This window comes from Undibacterium sp. Rencai35W (assembly GCF_049340185.1).
Taxonomy (GTDB): Bacteria; Pseudomonadota; Gammaproteobacteria; order Burkholderiales; family Burkholderiaceae_D; genus Undibacterium.
On sequence record NZ_JBMPPC010000010.1, the window covers coordinates 57,336 to 73,023 of the forward strand.

15 protein-coding genes are annotated in these 15,688 nt (G+C 51.3%); 4 read left to right on the plus strand and 11 right to left on the minus strand.

Annotation, left to right across the window (positions count from 1 at the left end):
* Nucleotides 1–32 precede the first annotated feature (32 nt).
* Nucleotides 33–1,094 (plus strand): 3-deoxy-7-phosphoheptulonate synthase, encoded by a 1,062-nt coding sequence (locus tag ACO0K3_RS18260; protein WP_422987082.1) that lies wholly within the window; start codon nt 33–35, stop codon nt 1,092–1,094.
* A 72-nt stretch (nt 1,095–1,166) separates the two neighbouring features.
* Here ACO0K3_RS18260 and ACO0K3_RS18265 read toward each other — a convergent pair whose 3' ends face one another.
* The 8 genes from ACO0K3_RS18265 to ACO0K3_RS18300 all read right to left on the minus strand — a co-directional run bounded on the left by ACO0K3_RS18265 (nt 1,167) and on the right by ACO0K3_RS18300 (nt 5,383).
* Nucleotides 1,167–1,385 (minus strand): DUF6500 family protein, encoded by a 219-nt coding sequence (locus ACO0K3_RS18265; RefSeq protein WP_422961791.1) that lies wholly within the window; start codon nt 1,383–1,385, stop codon nt 1,167–1,169.
* Nucleotides 1,386–1,425: 40 nt separating this feature from the next.
* A complete protein-coding gene (locus ACO0K3_RS18270; protein ID WP_422987084.1) occupies nt 1,426–1,839 on the minus strand; it encodes a DUF6157 family protein in 414 nt (137 codons plus the stop codon).
* Nucleotides 1,840–1,876: 37 nt separating this feature from the next.
* On the minus strand, nt 1,877–2,224 hold the full coding sequence (locus ACO0K3_RS18275; RefSeq protein WP_422987086.1) for a GFA family protein: 348 nt from the start codon (nt 2,222–2,224) through the stop codon (nt 1,877–1,879).
* Between the two features lie 66 nt (nt 2,225–2,290).
* Entirely contained in the window at nt 2,291–2,659 is a 369-nt protein-coding gene (locus ACO0K3_RS18280) for a nuclear transport factor 2 family protein (RefSeq protein ID WP_422987088.1), read from the minus strand.
* Between the two features lie 52 nt (nt 2,660–2,711).
* Nucleotides 2,712–3,158, minus strand: coding sequence for a GNAT family N-acetyltransferase (locus tag ACO0K3_RS18285; protein ID WP_422987090.1), 447 nt, complete (start codon nt 3,156–3,158; stop codon nt 2,712–2,714).
* A gap of 125 nt (nt 3,159–3,283) precedes the next feature.
* Nucleotides 3,284–3,691, minus strand: a complete 408-nt coding sequence (locus tag ACO0K3_RS18290) for a DoxX family protein (RefSeq protein ID WP_422987092.1) — start codon at nt 3,689–3,691, stop codon at nt 3,284–3,286.
* 107 nt (nt 3,692–3,798) lie between these two features.
* A complete protein-coding gene (locus ACO0K3_RS18295; RefSeq protein ID WP_422987094.1) occupies nt 3,799–4,698 on the minus strand; it encodes a pirin family protein in 900 nt (299 codons plus the stop codon).
* Between the two features lie 73 nt (nt 4,699–4,771).
* Nucleotides 4,772–5,383: an FMN-dependent NADH-azoreductase gene (locus ACO0K3_RS18300; protein ID WP_422987096.1), complete on the minus strand. Its 612-nt coding sequence runs from the start codon at nt 5,381–5,383 to the stop codon at nt 4,772–4,774.
* Between the two features lie 184 nt (nt 5,384–5,567).
* Here ACO0K3_RS18300 and ACO0K3_RS18305 point away from each other — a divergent pair, with 184 nt between their 5' ends.
* Complete coding sequence (locus ACO0K3_RS18305) at nt 5,568–6,518, plus strand: LysR family transcriptional regulator (protein ID WP_422987098.1); 951 nt, start codon at nt 5,568–5,570, stop codon at nt 6,516–6,518.
* Nucleotides 6,519–6,583: 65 nt separating this feature from the next.
* Here ACO0K3_RS18305 and ACO0K3_RS18310 read toward each other — a convergent pair whose 3' ends face one another.
* Nucleotides 6,584–8,482: an alpha-amylase family glycosyl hydrolase gene (locus tag ACO0K3_RS18310; RefSeq protein ID WP_422987100.1), complete on the minus strand. Its 1,899-nt coding sequence runs from the start codon at nt 8,480–8,482 to the stop codon at nt 6,584–6,586.
* A gap of 736 nt (nt 8,483–9,218) precedes the next feature.
* On the opposite strand from ACO0K3_RS18310, the gene ACO0K3_RS18315 reads away from it, so the two are divergent.
* Nucleotides 9,219–11,324: a hypothetical protein gene (locus ACO0K3_RS18315; protein ID WP_422987102.1), complete on the plus strand. Its 2,106-nt coding sequence runs from the start codon at nt 9,219–9,221 to the stop codon at nt 11,322–11,324.
* Nucleotides 11,325–11,502: 178 nt separating this feature from the next.
* The gene (locus ACO0K3_RS18320; RefSeq protein WP_422987104.1) at nt 11,503–13,044 is read left to right on the plus strand and encodes a M48 family metallopeptidase; all 1,542 of its coding nucleotides are present in this window, start codon (nt 11,503–11,505) and stop codon (nt 13,042–13,044) included.
* A gap of 61 nt (nt 13,045–13,105) precedes the next feature.
* On the opposite strand, the gene ACO0K3_RS18325 is transcribed toward ACO0K3_RS18320, so the two are convergent.
* Both ACO0K3_RS18325 and hutG read right to left on the minus strand, forming a co-directional pair.
* On the minus strand, nt 13,106–14,470 hold the full coding sequence (locus ACO0K3_RS18325; protein WP_422987106.1) for a formimidoylglutamate deiminase: 1,365 nt from the start codon (nt 14,468–14,470) through the stop codon (nt 13,106–13,108).
* A complete protein-coding gene (gene hutG / locus ACO0K3_RS18330; RefSeq protein ID WP_422987108.1) occupies nt 14,467–15,288 on the minus strand; it encodes an N-formylglutamate deformylase in 822 nt (273 codons plus the stop codon). The genes ACO0K3_RS18325 and hutG overlap by 4 nt, the downstream gene beginning before the upstream one ends.
* Between the last annotated feature and the right edge of the window lie 400 nt (nt 15,289–15,688).

Consider the following 15,688-nt stretch of genomic DNA (forward strand, 5'->3'; position numbering starts at 1 on the left):
TCTATTGCTTATTTATTTCCCCATTGACGCCTATGAACAGCCAAGATTTAGAAAATATTAACGTTACCTCCTTTGATGCGATGCCGACGCCAGAGGATCTGCATGCCCGGCTTCCCCTGACAGAACTCGCCGCCAGCGTCGTGAATGAAGGTCGCGAACAATTACGCAATATTCTGGAGCGTAAAGATCCTCGTCTGTTCGTTGTCGTTGGCCCCTGTTCTATCCACGATCCGGTCGCTGGACTCGATTACGCCCGTCGCCTGAAAGCTTTACAAGATGAAGTGAAAGACCAGTTATTGCTGGTGATGCGTGTGTATTTTGAAAAACCACGAACAACGACAGGCTGGAAAGGCTACATCAATGATCCCTACATGGATGACTCTTTCCGCGTTGATCAGGGCATGGAAAAAGCGCGTCAATTTTTACTCGATGTCTGCGAACTTGGTTTGCCAACCGGTACCGAAGCATTGGACCCAATCTCTCCGCAATATCTGGGTGACCTGATTGCCTGGACCGCCATAGGCGCACGAACTACGGAATCACAAACCCACCGAGAAATGTCATCCGGTTTATCAACCCCGGTCGGTTTTAAGAATGGAACCGATGGCGATATCAGTATCGCGATTAATGCGATTTTATCTGCATCGCATCCCCACTCGTTCCTTGGCCTGAACGGTCAGGGTCGTGTCTCCATCGTACGCACCAGCGGCAATCCGCATGGCCATGTTGTCCTGCGCGGCGGCGATGGTAGGCCGAACTACGATACGGTCTCGGTCGCCATGGCAGAACAAGCTCTGACCAAAGCAAAACTACCTGCGAACGTGGTCGTCGACTGCTCACATGCAAATAGCTACAAAAAGCCGGAGCTGCAACCACTGGTCATGGCCGACGTCATCAATCAGGTAGTGAACGGTAACAAAGCGCTGGTCGGTGTGATGATTGAATCAAATATCATGGCGGGCAATCAGGCGATCCCCGATGATCTGTCGCAACTCAAATACGGCTGCTCGGTCACCGATGCCTGCGTAGACTGGGCGACGACCGAAACGATGATACGCGAGGCCGCAGAAAAACTGCGTGTGCGTAAAGCATAAAACAATCAGAACTCATTGATCGATCTATAAAAAGACGGCCCGTATGTGCCGTCTTTTTTTATCAATAGGCGATTATTTCATCATCTCGACCATCTGCTTGATTTTGATTGCTTTCTCAAAATGATCAAGCTGATGCGTCTTAATCCACCACTCGGCAACCTCCATTAACAAAGCCGGATTATCGTTTTTATTCGCAAAAAAAGCGTAAAAAGACAATCCGACATGAGCTCCTTTGGCCGCAATTTTTGCTTCACATATCGCAATAATTTTTCTGCGTAACTCTGTGTTCATTCAGCGTTTCCACCTTAGTTCAACTATTTATTCGTAACTATTATTCACGCCTACTACGCATCGCACGCGTCTGCATTATCGACTGATCGGCGATAAGTTTTTGATACTCCGCACTTTCCACAGGCACCAGCGCCAGCTTACCTGCCGGATTGAAATGCAAACCCCAACCATAGCTCTTAGCAAGCGGAGAGGTGCGCATACATGCCATCGGTTTGGCAAAAAAATCTTGCCAGAGTTGCCCGCGTTTTTCTTTGAGCACCTCATCTGCCAGACCATGCCTTTGCACATACACAGCAAACTGTACGTCCTCTTGTGTGAAGAGATACGCTTGAGGGAAAACCAATTCATATTCCAGAACCGCAATTGATTTTTGTCCGGAACGGACTGGTGGCGGCATTCCATGAGATGTTTTGGTATCCGCGGCGACAGCAATAAATGTATTGTAGTAATTCATATGATTACTCCATCAAACCAATTACCTCTCCGGCAGATCAAAGCATCGCGGCACCCTTAGCCCTACGCACAGGTATTGCGTCAGAATCAAAGTCGTCAAGACAAAACACATTGATACCCAGATTGTCAGGCGTGACGCGCTTACGATGGAAGGGATAAATACCGCAGGTTTTACAAAAAAAGTGTCGTGCCGTCTTGGTGTGAAACTGATATTCAGTCAGATGCTCTTCACCCGCAAGTAGCGTGAACTGACTCTCATGCACTTTCACCATCAGCGCATTTTTCTTGCGGCAGATAGAGCAATCGCACTGAGTTAACTCTGGGAAATCTGTGATGATTTCAAAGCGCACTGCGCCGCAGTGACAGCTACCCCGATAGGTTTTCATCGTACGTTCATTCATAACATTGATAGCATTCATAACATTGTTTAAGTTTGATATCGGAAGAAGAAGTCAAAACATACCATGTACGTTCGGCGAAGTCTCGGGTACAGGTTGCCCTATGTCCCATAGCTCGACAATACGCTGATCTGCAAATCTGAACAGATGCACAACCGCAACCCCGAGGTGTTGATCATGCATGTTAATTTTTGAATGGACAGCGACCAGATCCCCGTCCTGTAGCGCTCTCTGTACCTCAAACGTCTTATGTGGATGGCTTACCAAACTCTGAGCCATTGCGTCCATCAATGCCGCCGCACCGGCAGGAAAGGTGGGATTGTGGTGAATCAGCTGATCGCTGACATAGAGCGCATACGCTTGATGTACATCACCAGTTGCCGCCAGAGTCAGAAAATGAATTGCCCGTTCTTTCAGGTTCATAAACACTCCGGAATATCTAAGTCAATTGAGGCGATTAGGACGATTAGGACGATTAATCACTCAAGAAATATGCTGGTCTGTCGAGGGTGTAATTGACTTCACTGTGATTTTTCATTTCACCGCGCACCCAAGCTTGCAATCCATAAAAGCGATCTGCGCGGGTATTTGGTTGCGTACCTAATTTGATGTGATCTGCACCACGCTGAAATAACCAGTCGGTAGCAAGCGTGAGTAAATTCTTACCGATACCCCGGCCTTCAAATTCAGGTAAAACAAATAGCGCCCAAATGGAATTATCCTCAGACGCGGCGTAAGAAAATCCGACTACCTGCTGATCGATCTCTGCTACCCAGCCATGTCCCAGTTTATCCAAATAATCGATACACATCGCTGGCGTAACGGCGTTTGGATTAGACAAGACATTTTCTTTGACGGCGAAGCGAATTTCCATAATGACGGGGATGTCGTCGATGGTGGCTTCTCGGTAGGTAATGGGCATACTGTTGACTCTGATGGTGGAAGAAAATCAAACAATAAGCCGTTCTGTCTAATAAAGCAAAAATCCCTTGAACAGCCAATGCTCTTCAAGGAATTTTTATATCTTACTTGCTAAGGTTGATCGTCTTATTTTTTACCACTACCATCCAGACTCAACGCACCGCTGCCGTGGATGATGATAAATAAGAGTCCGCCCATCATCGAGATATTTTTCATGAAGTGAATCATTTGATTCTGTGCCTGGTCTGCCGGCACACTCCAGAAATTATGGAAAATTACCGCAGCAGATACCGTAAATACCAGCATCGCAGCAGCGGCCCAACGCGCCTTCCATCCTACGATCACGGCGATACCGCCACCCAGTTCAACAATAATGGCGGCGATCGCTGCCAGTTGTGGCAGAGGCAGACCTTTGCTGGCGATATAAGCCACTGTCCCGTCGAAACCGGCGATCTTGCCGGCACCTGATGCAACAAAAATCAGGGCGATCAGGATACGTCCAAGTAAGGGACCAAAACGATGTAATGTGTTCATATTTTTATTACTTTCAAAAAAATGGATAGAATTTCTTTAGCTGACAGTAATTAGATTACACAATTAAATTAAGCAGTCAGATTATGTAATCAGATCAAGCAATCAAATTAAGCAGCCAGTTTCCCTGCCCTGAAATCATTGATCGCCTGAAAAATCTCCGCCTGGCTATTCATCACAAACGGCCCGTACTGGACAATGGTTTCTTTTACAGGCTGGCCGGCAATCAGTAAAGCACGGCTAGCTCCGTTTGCGCGCAAGATCACACCGTCGCTATGAGCTTCATTACGCAAAATTGCCATACGTTGCTGTGGCACGGCCTTTTCACCAATCTGCAATTCGCCGCGATACACATAGACAAAAGCGTTCATACTAGCCGCCATTGCCTGCGAAAATACTGCACCATCTTCCAGATGCAAATCTAGATACAGCGGCTCAGTGATATCGCGCTGCATTGCCCCCTTGACGCCATGACTGGCACCGGCAATCACCCTGACTGTCGCGCCGTCAGGTGTGGTGAATTGCGGAATACTGTCACTCTGAATATCTTTGTACCAGGGTGCGATCATCTTGTCTTTTGCACTCAGGTTGAGCCAGAGCTGAAACCCTTCCATGCGGCCATCTTCCTGCTCAGGCAATTCAGAATGGATCACACCGCGACCTGCGGTCATCCATTGCACACCACCGTTTTGCAGCAGGCCTTCGTTACCGGCACTGTCATGGTGACGCATGCGACCTGTCAGCATGTAAGTGATGGTCTCGAAGCCGCGATGCGGATGATCAGGAAATCCACCGATATAGTCCTGAGGATCATCGGTACCAAAGGCATCTAACATCAGGTAGGGGTCCAGCCGGTATTGCAAACCTTGTGTCAATACGCGAGTCAGCTTGACACCATCACCATCCGATGTCGCTTGTCCCAACACTAATTGCTCGACCGCACGCGCCTGCGTCACGATCTCTGGCTGTAGTGTGTTACTTGTTACTGTATCGATTGTCGCTGATGTCATGAGGATTTCCTTTGTATGTGGTCGGCGCGACGTTTTATGATGAGTAACGCCTCTGACGTCGCGCCAGGCTGATTTATGCCGCTATGGCTAAGTCAATTTCTGCAATCTGTTCACGGGCAGATGTCAGTGCTGCCTGCTCAGCATCTGGCCCCATCGCCAGCCCTTCGGCAAAAATGAACTGTACATCGCTCATGCCCAAAAAGCCGAGGAAGGTTTTTAAATACGGTGTTTGCGTATCATTCGGCGTGTTGCGATACAAGCCGCCACGGGTTAACACCACAATCACTTTTTTACCTGTCAGCATGCCTTCAGGACCGTTTGCTGTGTAGCGAAACGTAACCTGCGCACGAGAAATGGCATCGATCCAGTTTTTCAATTGGACGGACACGCCAAAGTTATACATAGGCACGGCGAGGACAACGGTATCGGCTGCCTGTATCTCGGCAATCAATACATCATCCAGCGCAACGCGGGCAGCTTGCTCCGCTGTCCGTTGATCAGCCGGTGTAAACAAGGCGCCTAGTGCAGCACCATCCAATGTCGGATGCGGGTTGCTGCCAAGATCACGCACAGTCAGTGCGGCGTCAGGCGCAGCAGCACGCAAGCGCTCAACGACCGTATTGGCCAGATTGCTGGAGTGGGAAGCAGAAGCGCGGACGCTGGAGTTTATTTGCAAGATGTTCATGATGGGATCCTTTTCGGTAAATACGCTGGGTTCGTTTGTCAGTATGTTCGTTCGGTGATTTAGTCGCTGTGATGCGATGGATTCACTTTATACGTTCCGAAATCAAAGCAGAAGACCATAAAATGGATATGATTGTCCCACTGATGGCACAATAGCGTCGATATATACGTACTTTGGAGACCCCATGCAACTCGAAGCCAATGATTTATTGCTGTTCGCCCGCGTCGTGGATGAGGGCAGTTTTAGCCGTGCGGCGGAGCGGCTGGGCTTGCCGAAATCGACCTTATCGCGCCGGATTACCGAGCTGGAATCTCAGTTAGGTGAGCGCCTGCTCTTGCGGACAACACGCAAACTCAGCGTGACGGATTTTGGTCATGCGGTGTTATTACATGCGCATCAGGTTACCGCCGAAGTCGAATCAGCCATGGCTCTAGCGCAGCACCGGCAAATTCAGCCCAGCGGTCGCTTGCGCATCTCTATGCCGAATGATTTTGCGAATGATGTATTGGCTCACTTGCTGGCGGAATTCATCGGCCGGTATCCGGCGATATCTTTAGAACTTGATCTGTCGGCACGGCGCGTTGATCTGATCGGTGAGAATTTTGATCTGGCGATACGGGTAGGCGAACTGGCAGATGATGCCACGCTGGCAGCGCGACGACTTGCCGTGTTTACGGTCGGTCTGTATGCAGCGCCAGCCTACCTGCAAAAACGCGGTACGCCCTACGAACCCGAAGCACTGATGGAACACGATAGCCTGCGTATTCTGATGCGCACCGGCGAACCGGAAATCTGGTCGCTGAGCCGTGGAGAAGAAAACTGGCGTGGCTCGCCACCGGCTCGTGCCACAGCCAACTCGCCAGAGACCCTAATCCGTCTGGCACGCTCAGGTGTGGGCATTACGATGCTATCGGATTATTTTGCAGAACAACTTGTCAAAACCGGTGAGCTGGTACAGGTATTAGGCGACTGGACCTTACCCTCGGTCACGGTGTCTGCCGTGTTCCCCGGGCGTCGCCTGATGCCGGCCAGAACCCGTGTATTTCTGGATGCGCTGGAGACTCAGTTCTCCGGGCCACAATGCCAGGCGATTGAAGCGCAGGTAAGCCTGAGAAAAAAACAGTCACGACCTTAAATCCAAAGTTGGTATGCATTAAGGCAGTGACTGTAAACTGGAAATAATCTGAAATAATCTGCTACTTAGAATTTAAAATTACCGGCGTCCAGCACCAGCGTCGCTGCACCGCAGGCAGGAGTTACGGCTTCACGATTGCCGCTGCTTGTGGTCTGATTACTTTCCCACACATCAGCGACAGCGCCGTGCTTCACGAACTTATATTGTATGGCGGTCGACGGCGGCAACTGTACAGTGCGTGACCAGGGCACGTTGGCGCCGCTACCCTCTATCGTCATGCTGGTAACCGGCGTCCAGTTGTTGAGCTCATTACGGTTGCCGACGACATACACATTTTGACCGACTACCGTATTCGCATTCGCTACGCGGAATTTAACATCTACCGTCGTGCACGCCGTGCCACCACCGCCAGTGCCGCTTCCGGTGACTTTCTGGTTGATGTGCAAAGCCACCGCAGGCACGGTTGCTCCACCGTTGGCGGGAATACTCAGTGCCGCAATACCGTTGCTGCCAACCGTTACGCTATCGCTGGTACACGCTGTTTTCGCGGCATTCAGCTGACCGTGCGCGACATTGCAATAAGTCCCTGCTGGCAAGCCTGTTTGCAGCGACGGATTCCATGCAGAGGCCTCATTATTGATCGCGACAAATCCGTTAGCACCGCGGCTGAACGCGATCTGGTTGATTGTGCCGTTAGTGAAATTGCCAACCCCTTGCCCGGAAGTCGCAGCACGGAACGCAACCATATTCGCGATGTCAGACCAGCGATGGATAAAGTCCCAATCAACGTTGATCTTAGGATTACCGCTGGCATCGTAGGGACTCGCAGATGGCGCGTTCTGGTCTTTATTGCTGAAGCGAAAACCAGAATGAACCTGGGCATGTCCATAAGGCCAGGCAAGCATGAAAATATTCGCCAGATCATAGCGCTTCGTTCCCTGCGTGTCATTCGTCACGCCGGTAAAATTGCTGGCATTCATCGAGTCGCCGTTGCGCTCGGTGTCCCAGTTGTTCACGAACACAGTCGCCTTGGCACTATCGACAAATCCCCAGGTTCCGCCCCAATTGCCCGGCGTCCCCATATAAGTACGGATTTGGGATAACTGGTTACCATTTGTCGCACGGAAGGTTTCGCGCATCGCGGCGGCGAATTTGAATTCGTTGATTGTTCCCGCCGGGAAGTAATCACCACGATTCACGGTGCCGTCAGAAATAATTTCCTGCGTTACCCAGACCGGCTCACCGGAGCTGGTCGTGCTGGCCACGCTGGTGACAAAGGCTTGCACGTCGGCTGGCTGCATGTGCTTCGCCGCATCGAAACGGAAGCCGTCAACCCCCATGGCGAGTAATTTATTCAAATAATTTTTTACCTGACCACGCACATAGGTACCGTCAGTCTTCAGATCCGGCAAACCAACCAGGCGACATACGATGACATTGTTGCGATTGCTGTCGTAGTCACTCCCCTGGATGTCGCAGGCAGGATGAAAATCGCTGCTGCTGAAATTAGGATATTGCAGCGTCGTCGAATTCCAGGTCGATCCGTCAGTTGCTGTACCGGATCCGGCCGCCATGTGATTCACTACGACGTCCGCATAGACGCGGACTTTAGCGGTATGACAGGTATTGACCATATTCTGGAATTCGGCCTCGGTACCCATATTACTTTTCAGCGAAGTGAAGTTCACCGGCTGATACACGTCGTACCAGGCACTCAGGCTCGCAGAGGCTTGCGGCGGCGATACTTGTACCGCACCGTAGCCTTGCGGCCCAAGAAAATTCGTACACTCCTTGGCGATGTCATTCCATTTCCAGCGGAACATCTGTACCGATGTGTCCTTGGCATTAAAATTCGCCGCCTGAACAGGCAAAGACGCGCCGAGGCTACTCATTGCCAAAGCGCTGACAAGCAAAGTGCGCCTGACTAGCGAACGGCGGGGTGTTGCAGTTGTATCGGTTCTCATGTCTACTCCAAAATTTTTATCAATGTGTGGAAAATACAAATAAAGCGCCGTAAGCTGCCAGCCGTCTTTGCGGTGTGCAGATTGCGGGATGCAACAGTGAGAACGAAGAAATGCGTGGCGCGGATCAGGCCAGCATGATCGTCAAGGAAGATGGCAGGAGGGATTACCCGTAAGAAAATTAGCAACTTCCTGAGATTAATGTAGCATAACTACAAATAAATTCCATTGACCTCAACGAACTTTCCATGCTGCATATGCGAAAATTTGCAGGAAATAACACGATTAAATGTAACTAATCTACATAAATACTAATCACTAAAACTAGTGAAAAAGATACGAACGAATTGCCACCGGAATCGTAGCGGCAGGCACAGCGATAGAACCACTTTGCATTCCTGGCAAGGTTTATCCGGCAGATAGCGGCTATTTATCCCGCCCATCTAATGCAATCAGGAGCAGATCAATAAGGCATGCCGCACTCAGCGGCGAAATATCTTATCGCTTTGCAACATCAAAAAACCGTATCCGGGCAGCAATCGTGGTGCTGGCCTATTGTGTAAATTGTTGCTTGTTGGTACCTTGCTGATACTTTGTTACAGCTTGCATCATGAGCAATAACTCCGTTACCCCTCCACATCGTACTGCTGATACCAGATCTCCCTGACCAAGCGAGGCGCGTGTGACGTTCAAGGGGTATTTTTAAGGTTTTTCCAACGTTTCATTACCGATCAAGTCCATGTCGATAGCAGATCCTGCCCAATTACTACAACGTGTTCCAGAACTAAACGCCCTGATTGACGATCCCAAAATCAGTCGCGCCATCGAGTCCGGCGACACTTTTAAAGTCTATCGGGCGCTGGTATTGGCAAAACTATTCCGTCGCCTGCCGCAGCACAATGATGTCTTGCGCCTGCTAACGAGCGAGCGTCGCCTGTTTGCCAAACCGCTGAAAGGCAAACCCTCGCTGGGCAGTATTAATTCCGTCGGATTTGGCTTTATCGGCAAGGCGGAAAAAGACCTGGACGACAGTTATATCGCACTGCATGCCTTCGTCATTCTGTTCGCAATTCCGCTGGTGCCGCTGGGGGCGTATGTGGTGAAAAGTACCGGCACCCGTCAGTGGCAAATTTATGCGCGCGCTCCTCTGGGCATTCTCGGCTGGCTATACACACGCGGACTCGCATTGCTGGCTGTCGTTCTAGTGTTATCCGGCGCAGCGCATAGTTATCATGAATCGAATACCCAGGATTTGATGATACTGAATGGTTTCGACGTCCCGGTCAGCGTGAGTTTTGACCGGCAGACAATGAACCTGGCACCACAGGCAAAAGCCACGATTAACCTTAAGGCCGGCCGGGTTCACGGTGTCGCCACCGCAGGTCCCCCAGGTGTTATCGATACGCTGGACGAAACCCTCAACAGCAGCGAGCGCTATACGATCTGGAATATTGCCGGTGCCGCGCCATTAGTCCAAAACACGATCGTCTACAGCAAAACTGCGCCCGCCAGTCCCGATACGGGTGGCGCGCAAACCGTATATTGCGGCAAGCGTTTTCTGGAGCTGGACAACATCAAATATGCGTTTGAAGAACCACCTAATACCATCAGCATGAGCAAGCACCAGACCAGTGTCAGCGTGAATCATCTGACGATCATTCATAGCGGCGATACGCCCGGCGTGATGGCCTGCATGAGCTATGCGTTTGATCAGGGACACGAAAAAGACATGGCGAAAGCGGCAGAAGCGCTGGCGCAATTGCACGACTGGGACATGCGTTATGCGAGTACCGCGATCCTTGCTGCGGAGGCCGTATCAAGCAAAGAAGGCATGCGTGTTGCACAGCGCGTCATGCAAGCCAAACCCGGCCAGGTAATTTATGAGCGGATGGTACAAGACATGCGCGACGAAGCCGGCCAGCATGATACCTTGCTGGCAGAATATGCGGAGCGCGCCCGACTGCAGCCCGATTCAGCAAGTGAACAATATCTGTACGCCTCGCTGATGTCCGGAGCCCAAGGTATCAGCGCAATGCAGGCACTGGCACAAAGATTCCCGAAAGATCCGAACATCCTGCGTAGCCTGATCTGGCGCCGGGCAGTCCACGGCGACTATCCGAATGCGATCCGCGACATGGCTCGCCTGCGCCAGATTTCAGCCATTGACGCAGACCGCTTAATCGATCTGGAAGTACGCTTGCTGATAGCTCAGCGCAAGGGATTCGATGCCATGAATTTGCTCAATGCAGCGGTACGCGACAAGACCGCGAATAACCGTGCTGGCCATGCCGCGGACTTTGGTCTGGTCGCTAAATATTTTGGTGCCGACCCTGAGCTGTATCTCAAAGTTTTGCCGGGTGACGAAAAGAATTCTGTCGCCTTAGATTTTTACCGGGTACGAGCAGGACTGGCACCGATATTGCCGCAAAACACGCTGGCGCCGACGGTCAAACTGGCGCTTGCCTTACGCAATGCACCGGCCAAAGCCTTGCTGGCAGCACATGACGTCACCCGTTATCAGATCGGCTCACTGGGTACCGACCAGCTGACTTTACTGTACGGAGAAGCCGTCCGTACCGACGACAAAATCGTGCTCGATAAAATCAAGGGCTTGTTACGCCTGCCAAAATCCGAAGATGACTTGCTGCGCCAGTTTATGCGCGGTGATGCGGTATCGCTCGATGAGGCAGATATCGACCTGGATGTGCAAGCAGCCGCATACCTGATCCGTTCACGCAATTCGCAGTTACCCGCGGCAGAACGGTCGGCTCTGCGCGCCCGTGCAGCAAGAACCGATCTTCTGCATGGCACCGTCAGTACGGCATTAAACCAATGGCCAGGCTAATGTGTGATGAACGCTTATCTGAACGTATGTCGTGTTTGTTGTTTAGATCAATGAAACCGATTCAGATCAATGCGGCATACAAAAAATTTGTTCCAGCGAAGAACTGCAAGGCAACCGGTCATGTTTGACGGAAGCCCTGCAAATCCCAGATTAAATGATCGTTACAGCATCCAAGTCTATGAAAAAAAGTGAAAAAATTTCTCCCGGCCGCGCCAATATCGCACAGCGTGCGAGCCTGGTTCTGGCCCTGTGGTTAGGTTTCTGGCTACTCGCGATCGGCTTGGTCTGCGGCCTGCTGTGGATACCGTTCGCCCAGTTATCGTATCGCTCGTCACTGCAATTTACCGGCATTGTGGCAGGCATCGCCGGACTGAGTCTGGTCTACTCACTGCGTCCGCGCCGGCGTGCCAAAGAGAGTGCCTCCAGCGTCAAACCTTTGTCACGTGACACCGCAGCCGACTTGTATGCCATGGTTGAACAGATCGCGAAAAAACTGCACATCCAGGCACCAGTGAATATCCATCTGATCGGCGCTGCCAGCGCATTCATCAGCGGCAAGCGTAACTGGCAAGGCAAAATAAAATCGCTGGAAGTCGGCCTAGGCTTACCGTTACTGGGCACGCTGTCTGAGCAAGAGCTGGGATCCGTCATTGCGCATGAATTCGGTCACTTTGTCGGCGGTGATTTGTCCCTGGGTCCATGGGTATACCGAACCCGCATGTCGATTGCGAATACAGTAACCGATCTTGACGATTCGCTGTTTTTTCTGGATCTGCTGTTTCGCTATTACGGCAAATGGTTTTTGCGTTTATCCGCCAGCGTATCGCGTGAACAAGAATATGCCGCCGATGCGCAAGCAGCGCAATATTTCGGCACGGCGGCAACCCGCAGCGCGCTGGAAAAAGTCCATTTGATTGACCCTATGTGGTCGACCTACCTCGACCATGAGCTCGGTCCAGCTATTAATCGCGGCGCACGGATGCCGATTTTTGAAGGCTTCCGCCGCTTTTGCCGCCCCGGGGTAAAACGTGCGGCGGTTCAAAACGCAATCAGGCACGCAGAGTCGCATAAGAGCTCTGAATTTGACACGCATCCGTCATTAGCAGAACGGGTCAGCGCATTGGTACCTGGCGCAAAACCAAGCTATCCGCCACTGTCCCAATGTATGCATCTGATTGGCGGAGAAAAAGCGACCGAGGACGCCTGGTATCTTCTGTTCGATCAGAGCAAATTAAGTCCGGCAGACTGGGATACTTTTGGTGAAACCGTGATGCAACCCCAGATCAGGCAACGCTTCGCCGGTAGCTGGATGGATCCTGAAAAATTAGCGTTCACCGAACTGGTACAAATGGCCTTACGTCCCGAAGATTCCTGGGAGAGACTCAAGCCTGAGGGCGTCAGTTTCTTATCGCCACAAGGCAAGCGTAATCATGTACTGGAGATTTTAGAAGAGTGGATTGCCGCCTGTTTGATTCATCGCGGCTTTTCCATCAAAGCGACGCCAGGACAAGCGATTAGCATGCAGCGCCTGCTACCGGTACCGCAATCTGTACAGCCGTTTGAATTATTGCAAATGGGTTTAACTGGCTCGCTGAAATCGACGTATCTGGCGCAATTCAATTTACCTGCAACATCGCCAATGCAAGCAATGACAGCAATCACAACAACATCGACAGCAGCAGGACAGGCGCCTGCACAAACTCCGGATACGGCAGCGTAATTGGTAGTACGGGTGGCGGTAACGCAATCCACCCGTGCTACATATGGTCTGAAATTACAATCTACACAGATCTCAAGGTGCGCATGCAATCGAGATACGCAGCCTGTATCGATTCCTGAAGCACATGGTGTCCATGCTCCACCACCAGACGACCACCAACGCGCACATCCCTGACCAGATTGTCGTTGCCCGCAAAAATCCAGGTATTCAATACCTCCGTGGCGGGCAAACCGTGCAAATTCGGATGCAGATGATCCAGCACCAGAAAATCGGCCCGCATTCCACATGCCAGTTGCCCGACACGACGACCCGCCGCTTGCGCCCCACCTTGCAAACAAGCTTGCCATAAATAATCGCCGACACGTCGTTGTCCAAGCTGACTGGCGATATTGCGGCCTTGAAGACGTAAGCGCTGCCCGTACTCCAGCCAGCGCAACTCCTCAATCGGACTTTGCGATACATGGCTATCACTGCCAATACCGAAGCGTCCATTGGCAGCAATAAAATCTGGCAGATCAAAAAACCCGTCTCCGAGATTTGCCTCGGTGGTCGTGCAAATACCCGCGACTGCCCGGCTCGCGGCTACTGCTGCCAATTCTGCCTTATCCAGATGCGTCGCGTGTACCAGGCACCAGCGCTGATCGAGATTCTGCGTATCGAGCAATAACTGCACCGGACGCTTACCGCTATATGCGAGGCAGGCATCTACTTCTTTTTGTTGTTCGGCGATATGAATATGCACCGGGCGATTGACGGGTAAGGCCGTAACCAGTTCCCGTATCTGCGTCGTACTGGCAGCGCGCAAAGAATGTGGTGCCGCACCGACTTCCACCTGAGCGTTACGCGCAGAATCAAGCTGCTGCACCAATTGCAAAATCTGTTCGGGATTGGTCGAAAAACGGCGCTGGTCATCACGCAATGCCGTCTCACCAAAATCAGCATAGCTATACAGTACCGGCAACATGGTGATACCCATACCCGTCTCATTTGCCGCAGCGATCACGCGCTCTGCCGTCTCCGCCATGTTTGCGTAAAAAGCGCCATCAGGTGCGCGATGCAGATAATGGAATTCACATACCGAGGTATAGCCATGACGCAGACATTCGGCATACAGTTGCGCCGCAATCGCCTGCATCTGCTCCGGCGTAATGCGCAATGCAGTCCGGTACATCAGGTCGCGCCAGGTCCAGAAACTATCCGGCCCCTCTCCCGCGATTTCTGTCATCCCCGCCATGGCACGCTGAAATGCATGCGAGTGAAGATTAATCATACCGGGCACGACATAGTCTTCCTGAATCTCATGCGGCCCGGCCTGCACATCCGCGTTGACCCCGATCAGGTCACCCGCATCATTCCAGGACAAGCGCACATTCTGTGCCCAACCGTCCGGCAGATAGGCATGCCGGGCAAAGATACTTCCGCTCATACGCCCGCTCCTGCCTGTTGTGCAGCCCAGTCAACGCAGGCGGTGAGCAATTGCTTCAGTGTGGGTTGTATCTGCGCCGCAAGATCAGGCCGGTAGGCAAAAGGCGCATGCTCATCCATATAAATGCACTGGCTCATTTCCAGTTGTACTGCATGAATATGATCATCGGGCCGGCCATACTGCCGTGTGATGTAGCCGCCTTTAAATCGTCCGTTAAATACATGGCTGTAGGCTTGTGCTGACGTGGACTGATTCAGGCAATCTGCCAGCGCATCTTGCAAACCGATATGACAAGAACGCTGATCGGCGGTACCGAAATTCAGATCCGGCAATTTCCCTTCAAAGAAACGCGGTACCTGCGAAGCAATCGAATGGGCATCCCACAAAATAGCAATGCCATGCTGCGCTCTGAGCCGCGCCAGTTCTTGCTGCAATTGCTGATGGTACGGCTGCCAGTAGCGTGCAATGCGGCGCTGCACCTCAGCAGTATCGGGCGTCTGACCCGCCGGATATAAGGCTTGTTTGTCGAAGGTATCAACCGGACACAAGCCCGTCGTATCTTGTCCCGGATACAGATTGCTATCGTCGGGGGAGCGATTCAGATCAATCACGTAACGCGAATATTCGGCATGAATCACCGAGACTCCGAGCGCTTGTACCATGTTGTACAGCAAGGGCAGATGCCAGTCCGTATCCGCCTTCTCAAATGCGACTGGCTGCAATTGCGCGCTGACCTCAGGTGGGATATTTGTCCCCGCATGCGGCATAGAAATCAATAAAGGCACACTGCCCTGATGAAAATGAAAAACTGGATTCATGATGTCATGCTCTCTAAAAAAATCGTATTGCGTTTGTTATCGCTACTCGTTGCCAGATTCGTTGCTGGATTCATTGCTAGATTTATTGTTAGGCTTGTTATCCATACATTAGCCAGGACTGACGAAAAATTTCTCTAACACCCCAAAAACAGAATCCGCAGACTGTATGCGGCTTTCCAAGGCATTTCATGCTAACAGGCGCATCCTGCTTGCGAATTCTGTTTTGGAAACTCCTCAACATCTCTAAATTAAAAATCCTATCGACAGGACTGACGCAAAAAAAAAAGACATCTCACAACAGAAACACAGAAACATAGAAACACGGAGACACTGAGAAAAGCAGGAGTAAGGTAGCCATCAACTATCGATTCAAGGGTTTGCAGCAGTTCCTTTTCATCTC

What these genes read in the sequence shown, in the direction of transcription:
- ACO0K3_RS18260 (WP_422987082.1), top strand. Translation starts at nt 33, where the DNA reads ATGAACAGCCAAGATTTAGAAAATATTAACGTTACCTCCTTTGATGCG.
- ACO0K3_RS18265 (WP_422961791.1), bottom strand. Translation starts at nt 1,385, where the DNA reads ATGAACACAGAGTTACGCAGAAAAATTATTGCGATATGTGAAGCAAAA.
- ACO0K3_RS18270 (WP_422987084.1), bottom strand. Translation starts at nt 1,839, where the DNA reads ATGAATTACTACAATACATTTATTGCTGTCGCCGCGGATACCAAAACA.
- ACO0K3_RS18275 (WP_422987086.1), bottom strand. Translation starts at nt 2,224, where the DNA reads ATGAAAACCTATCGGGGTAGCTGTCACTGCGGCGCAGTGCGCTTTGAA.
- ACO0K3_RS18280 (WP_422987088.1), bottom strand. Translation starts at nt 2,659, where the DNA reads ATGAACCTGAAAGAACGGGCAATTCATTTTCTGACTCTGGCGGCAACT.
- ACO0K3_RS18285 (WP_422987090.1), bottom strand. Translation starts at nt 3,158, where the DNA reads ATGCCCATTACCTACCGAGAAGCCACCATCGACGACATCCCCGTCATT.
- ACO0K3_RS18290 (WP_422987092.1), bottom strand. Translation starts at nt 3,691, where the DNA reads ATGAACACATTACATCGTTTTGGTCCCTTACTTGGACGTATCCTGATC.
- ACO0K3_RS18295 (WP_422987094.1), bottom strand. Translation starts at nt 4,698, where the DNA reads ATGACATCAGCGACAATCGATACAGTAACAAGTAACACACTACAGCCA.
- ACO0K3_RS18300 (WP_422987096.1), bottom strand. Translation starts at nt 5,383, where the DNA reads ATGAACATCTTGCAAATAAACTCCAGCGTCCGCGCTTCTGCTTCCCAC.
- ACO0K3_RS18305 (WP_422987098.1), top strand. Translation starts at nt 5,568, where the DNA reads ATGCAACTCGAAGCCAATGATTTATTGCTGTTCGCCCGCGTCGTGGAT.
- ACO0K3_RS18310 (WP_422987100.1), bottom strand. Translation starts at nt 8,482, where the DNA reads ATGAGAACCGATACAACTGCAACACCCCGCCGTTCGCTAGTCAGGCGC.
- ACO0K3_RS18315 (WP_422987102.1), top strand. Translation starts at nt 9,219, where the DNA reads ATGTCGATAGCAGATCCTGCCCAATTACTACAACGTGTTCCAGAACTA.
- ACO0K3_RS18320 (WP_422987104.1), top strand. Translation starts at nt 11,503, where the DNA reads ATGAAAAAAAGTGAAAAAATTTCTCCCGGCCGCGCCAATATCGCACAG.
- ACO0K3_RS18325 (WP_422987106.1), bottom strand. Translation starts at nt 14,470, where the DNA reads ATGAGCGGAAGTATCTTTGCCCGGCATGCCTATCTGCCGGACGGTTGG.
- hutG (WP_422987108.1), bottom strand. Translation starts at nt 15,288, where the DNA reads ATGAATCCAGTTTTTCATTTTCATCAGGGCAGTGTGCCTTTATTGATT.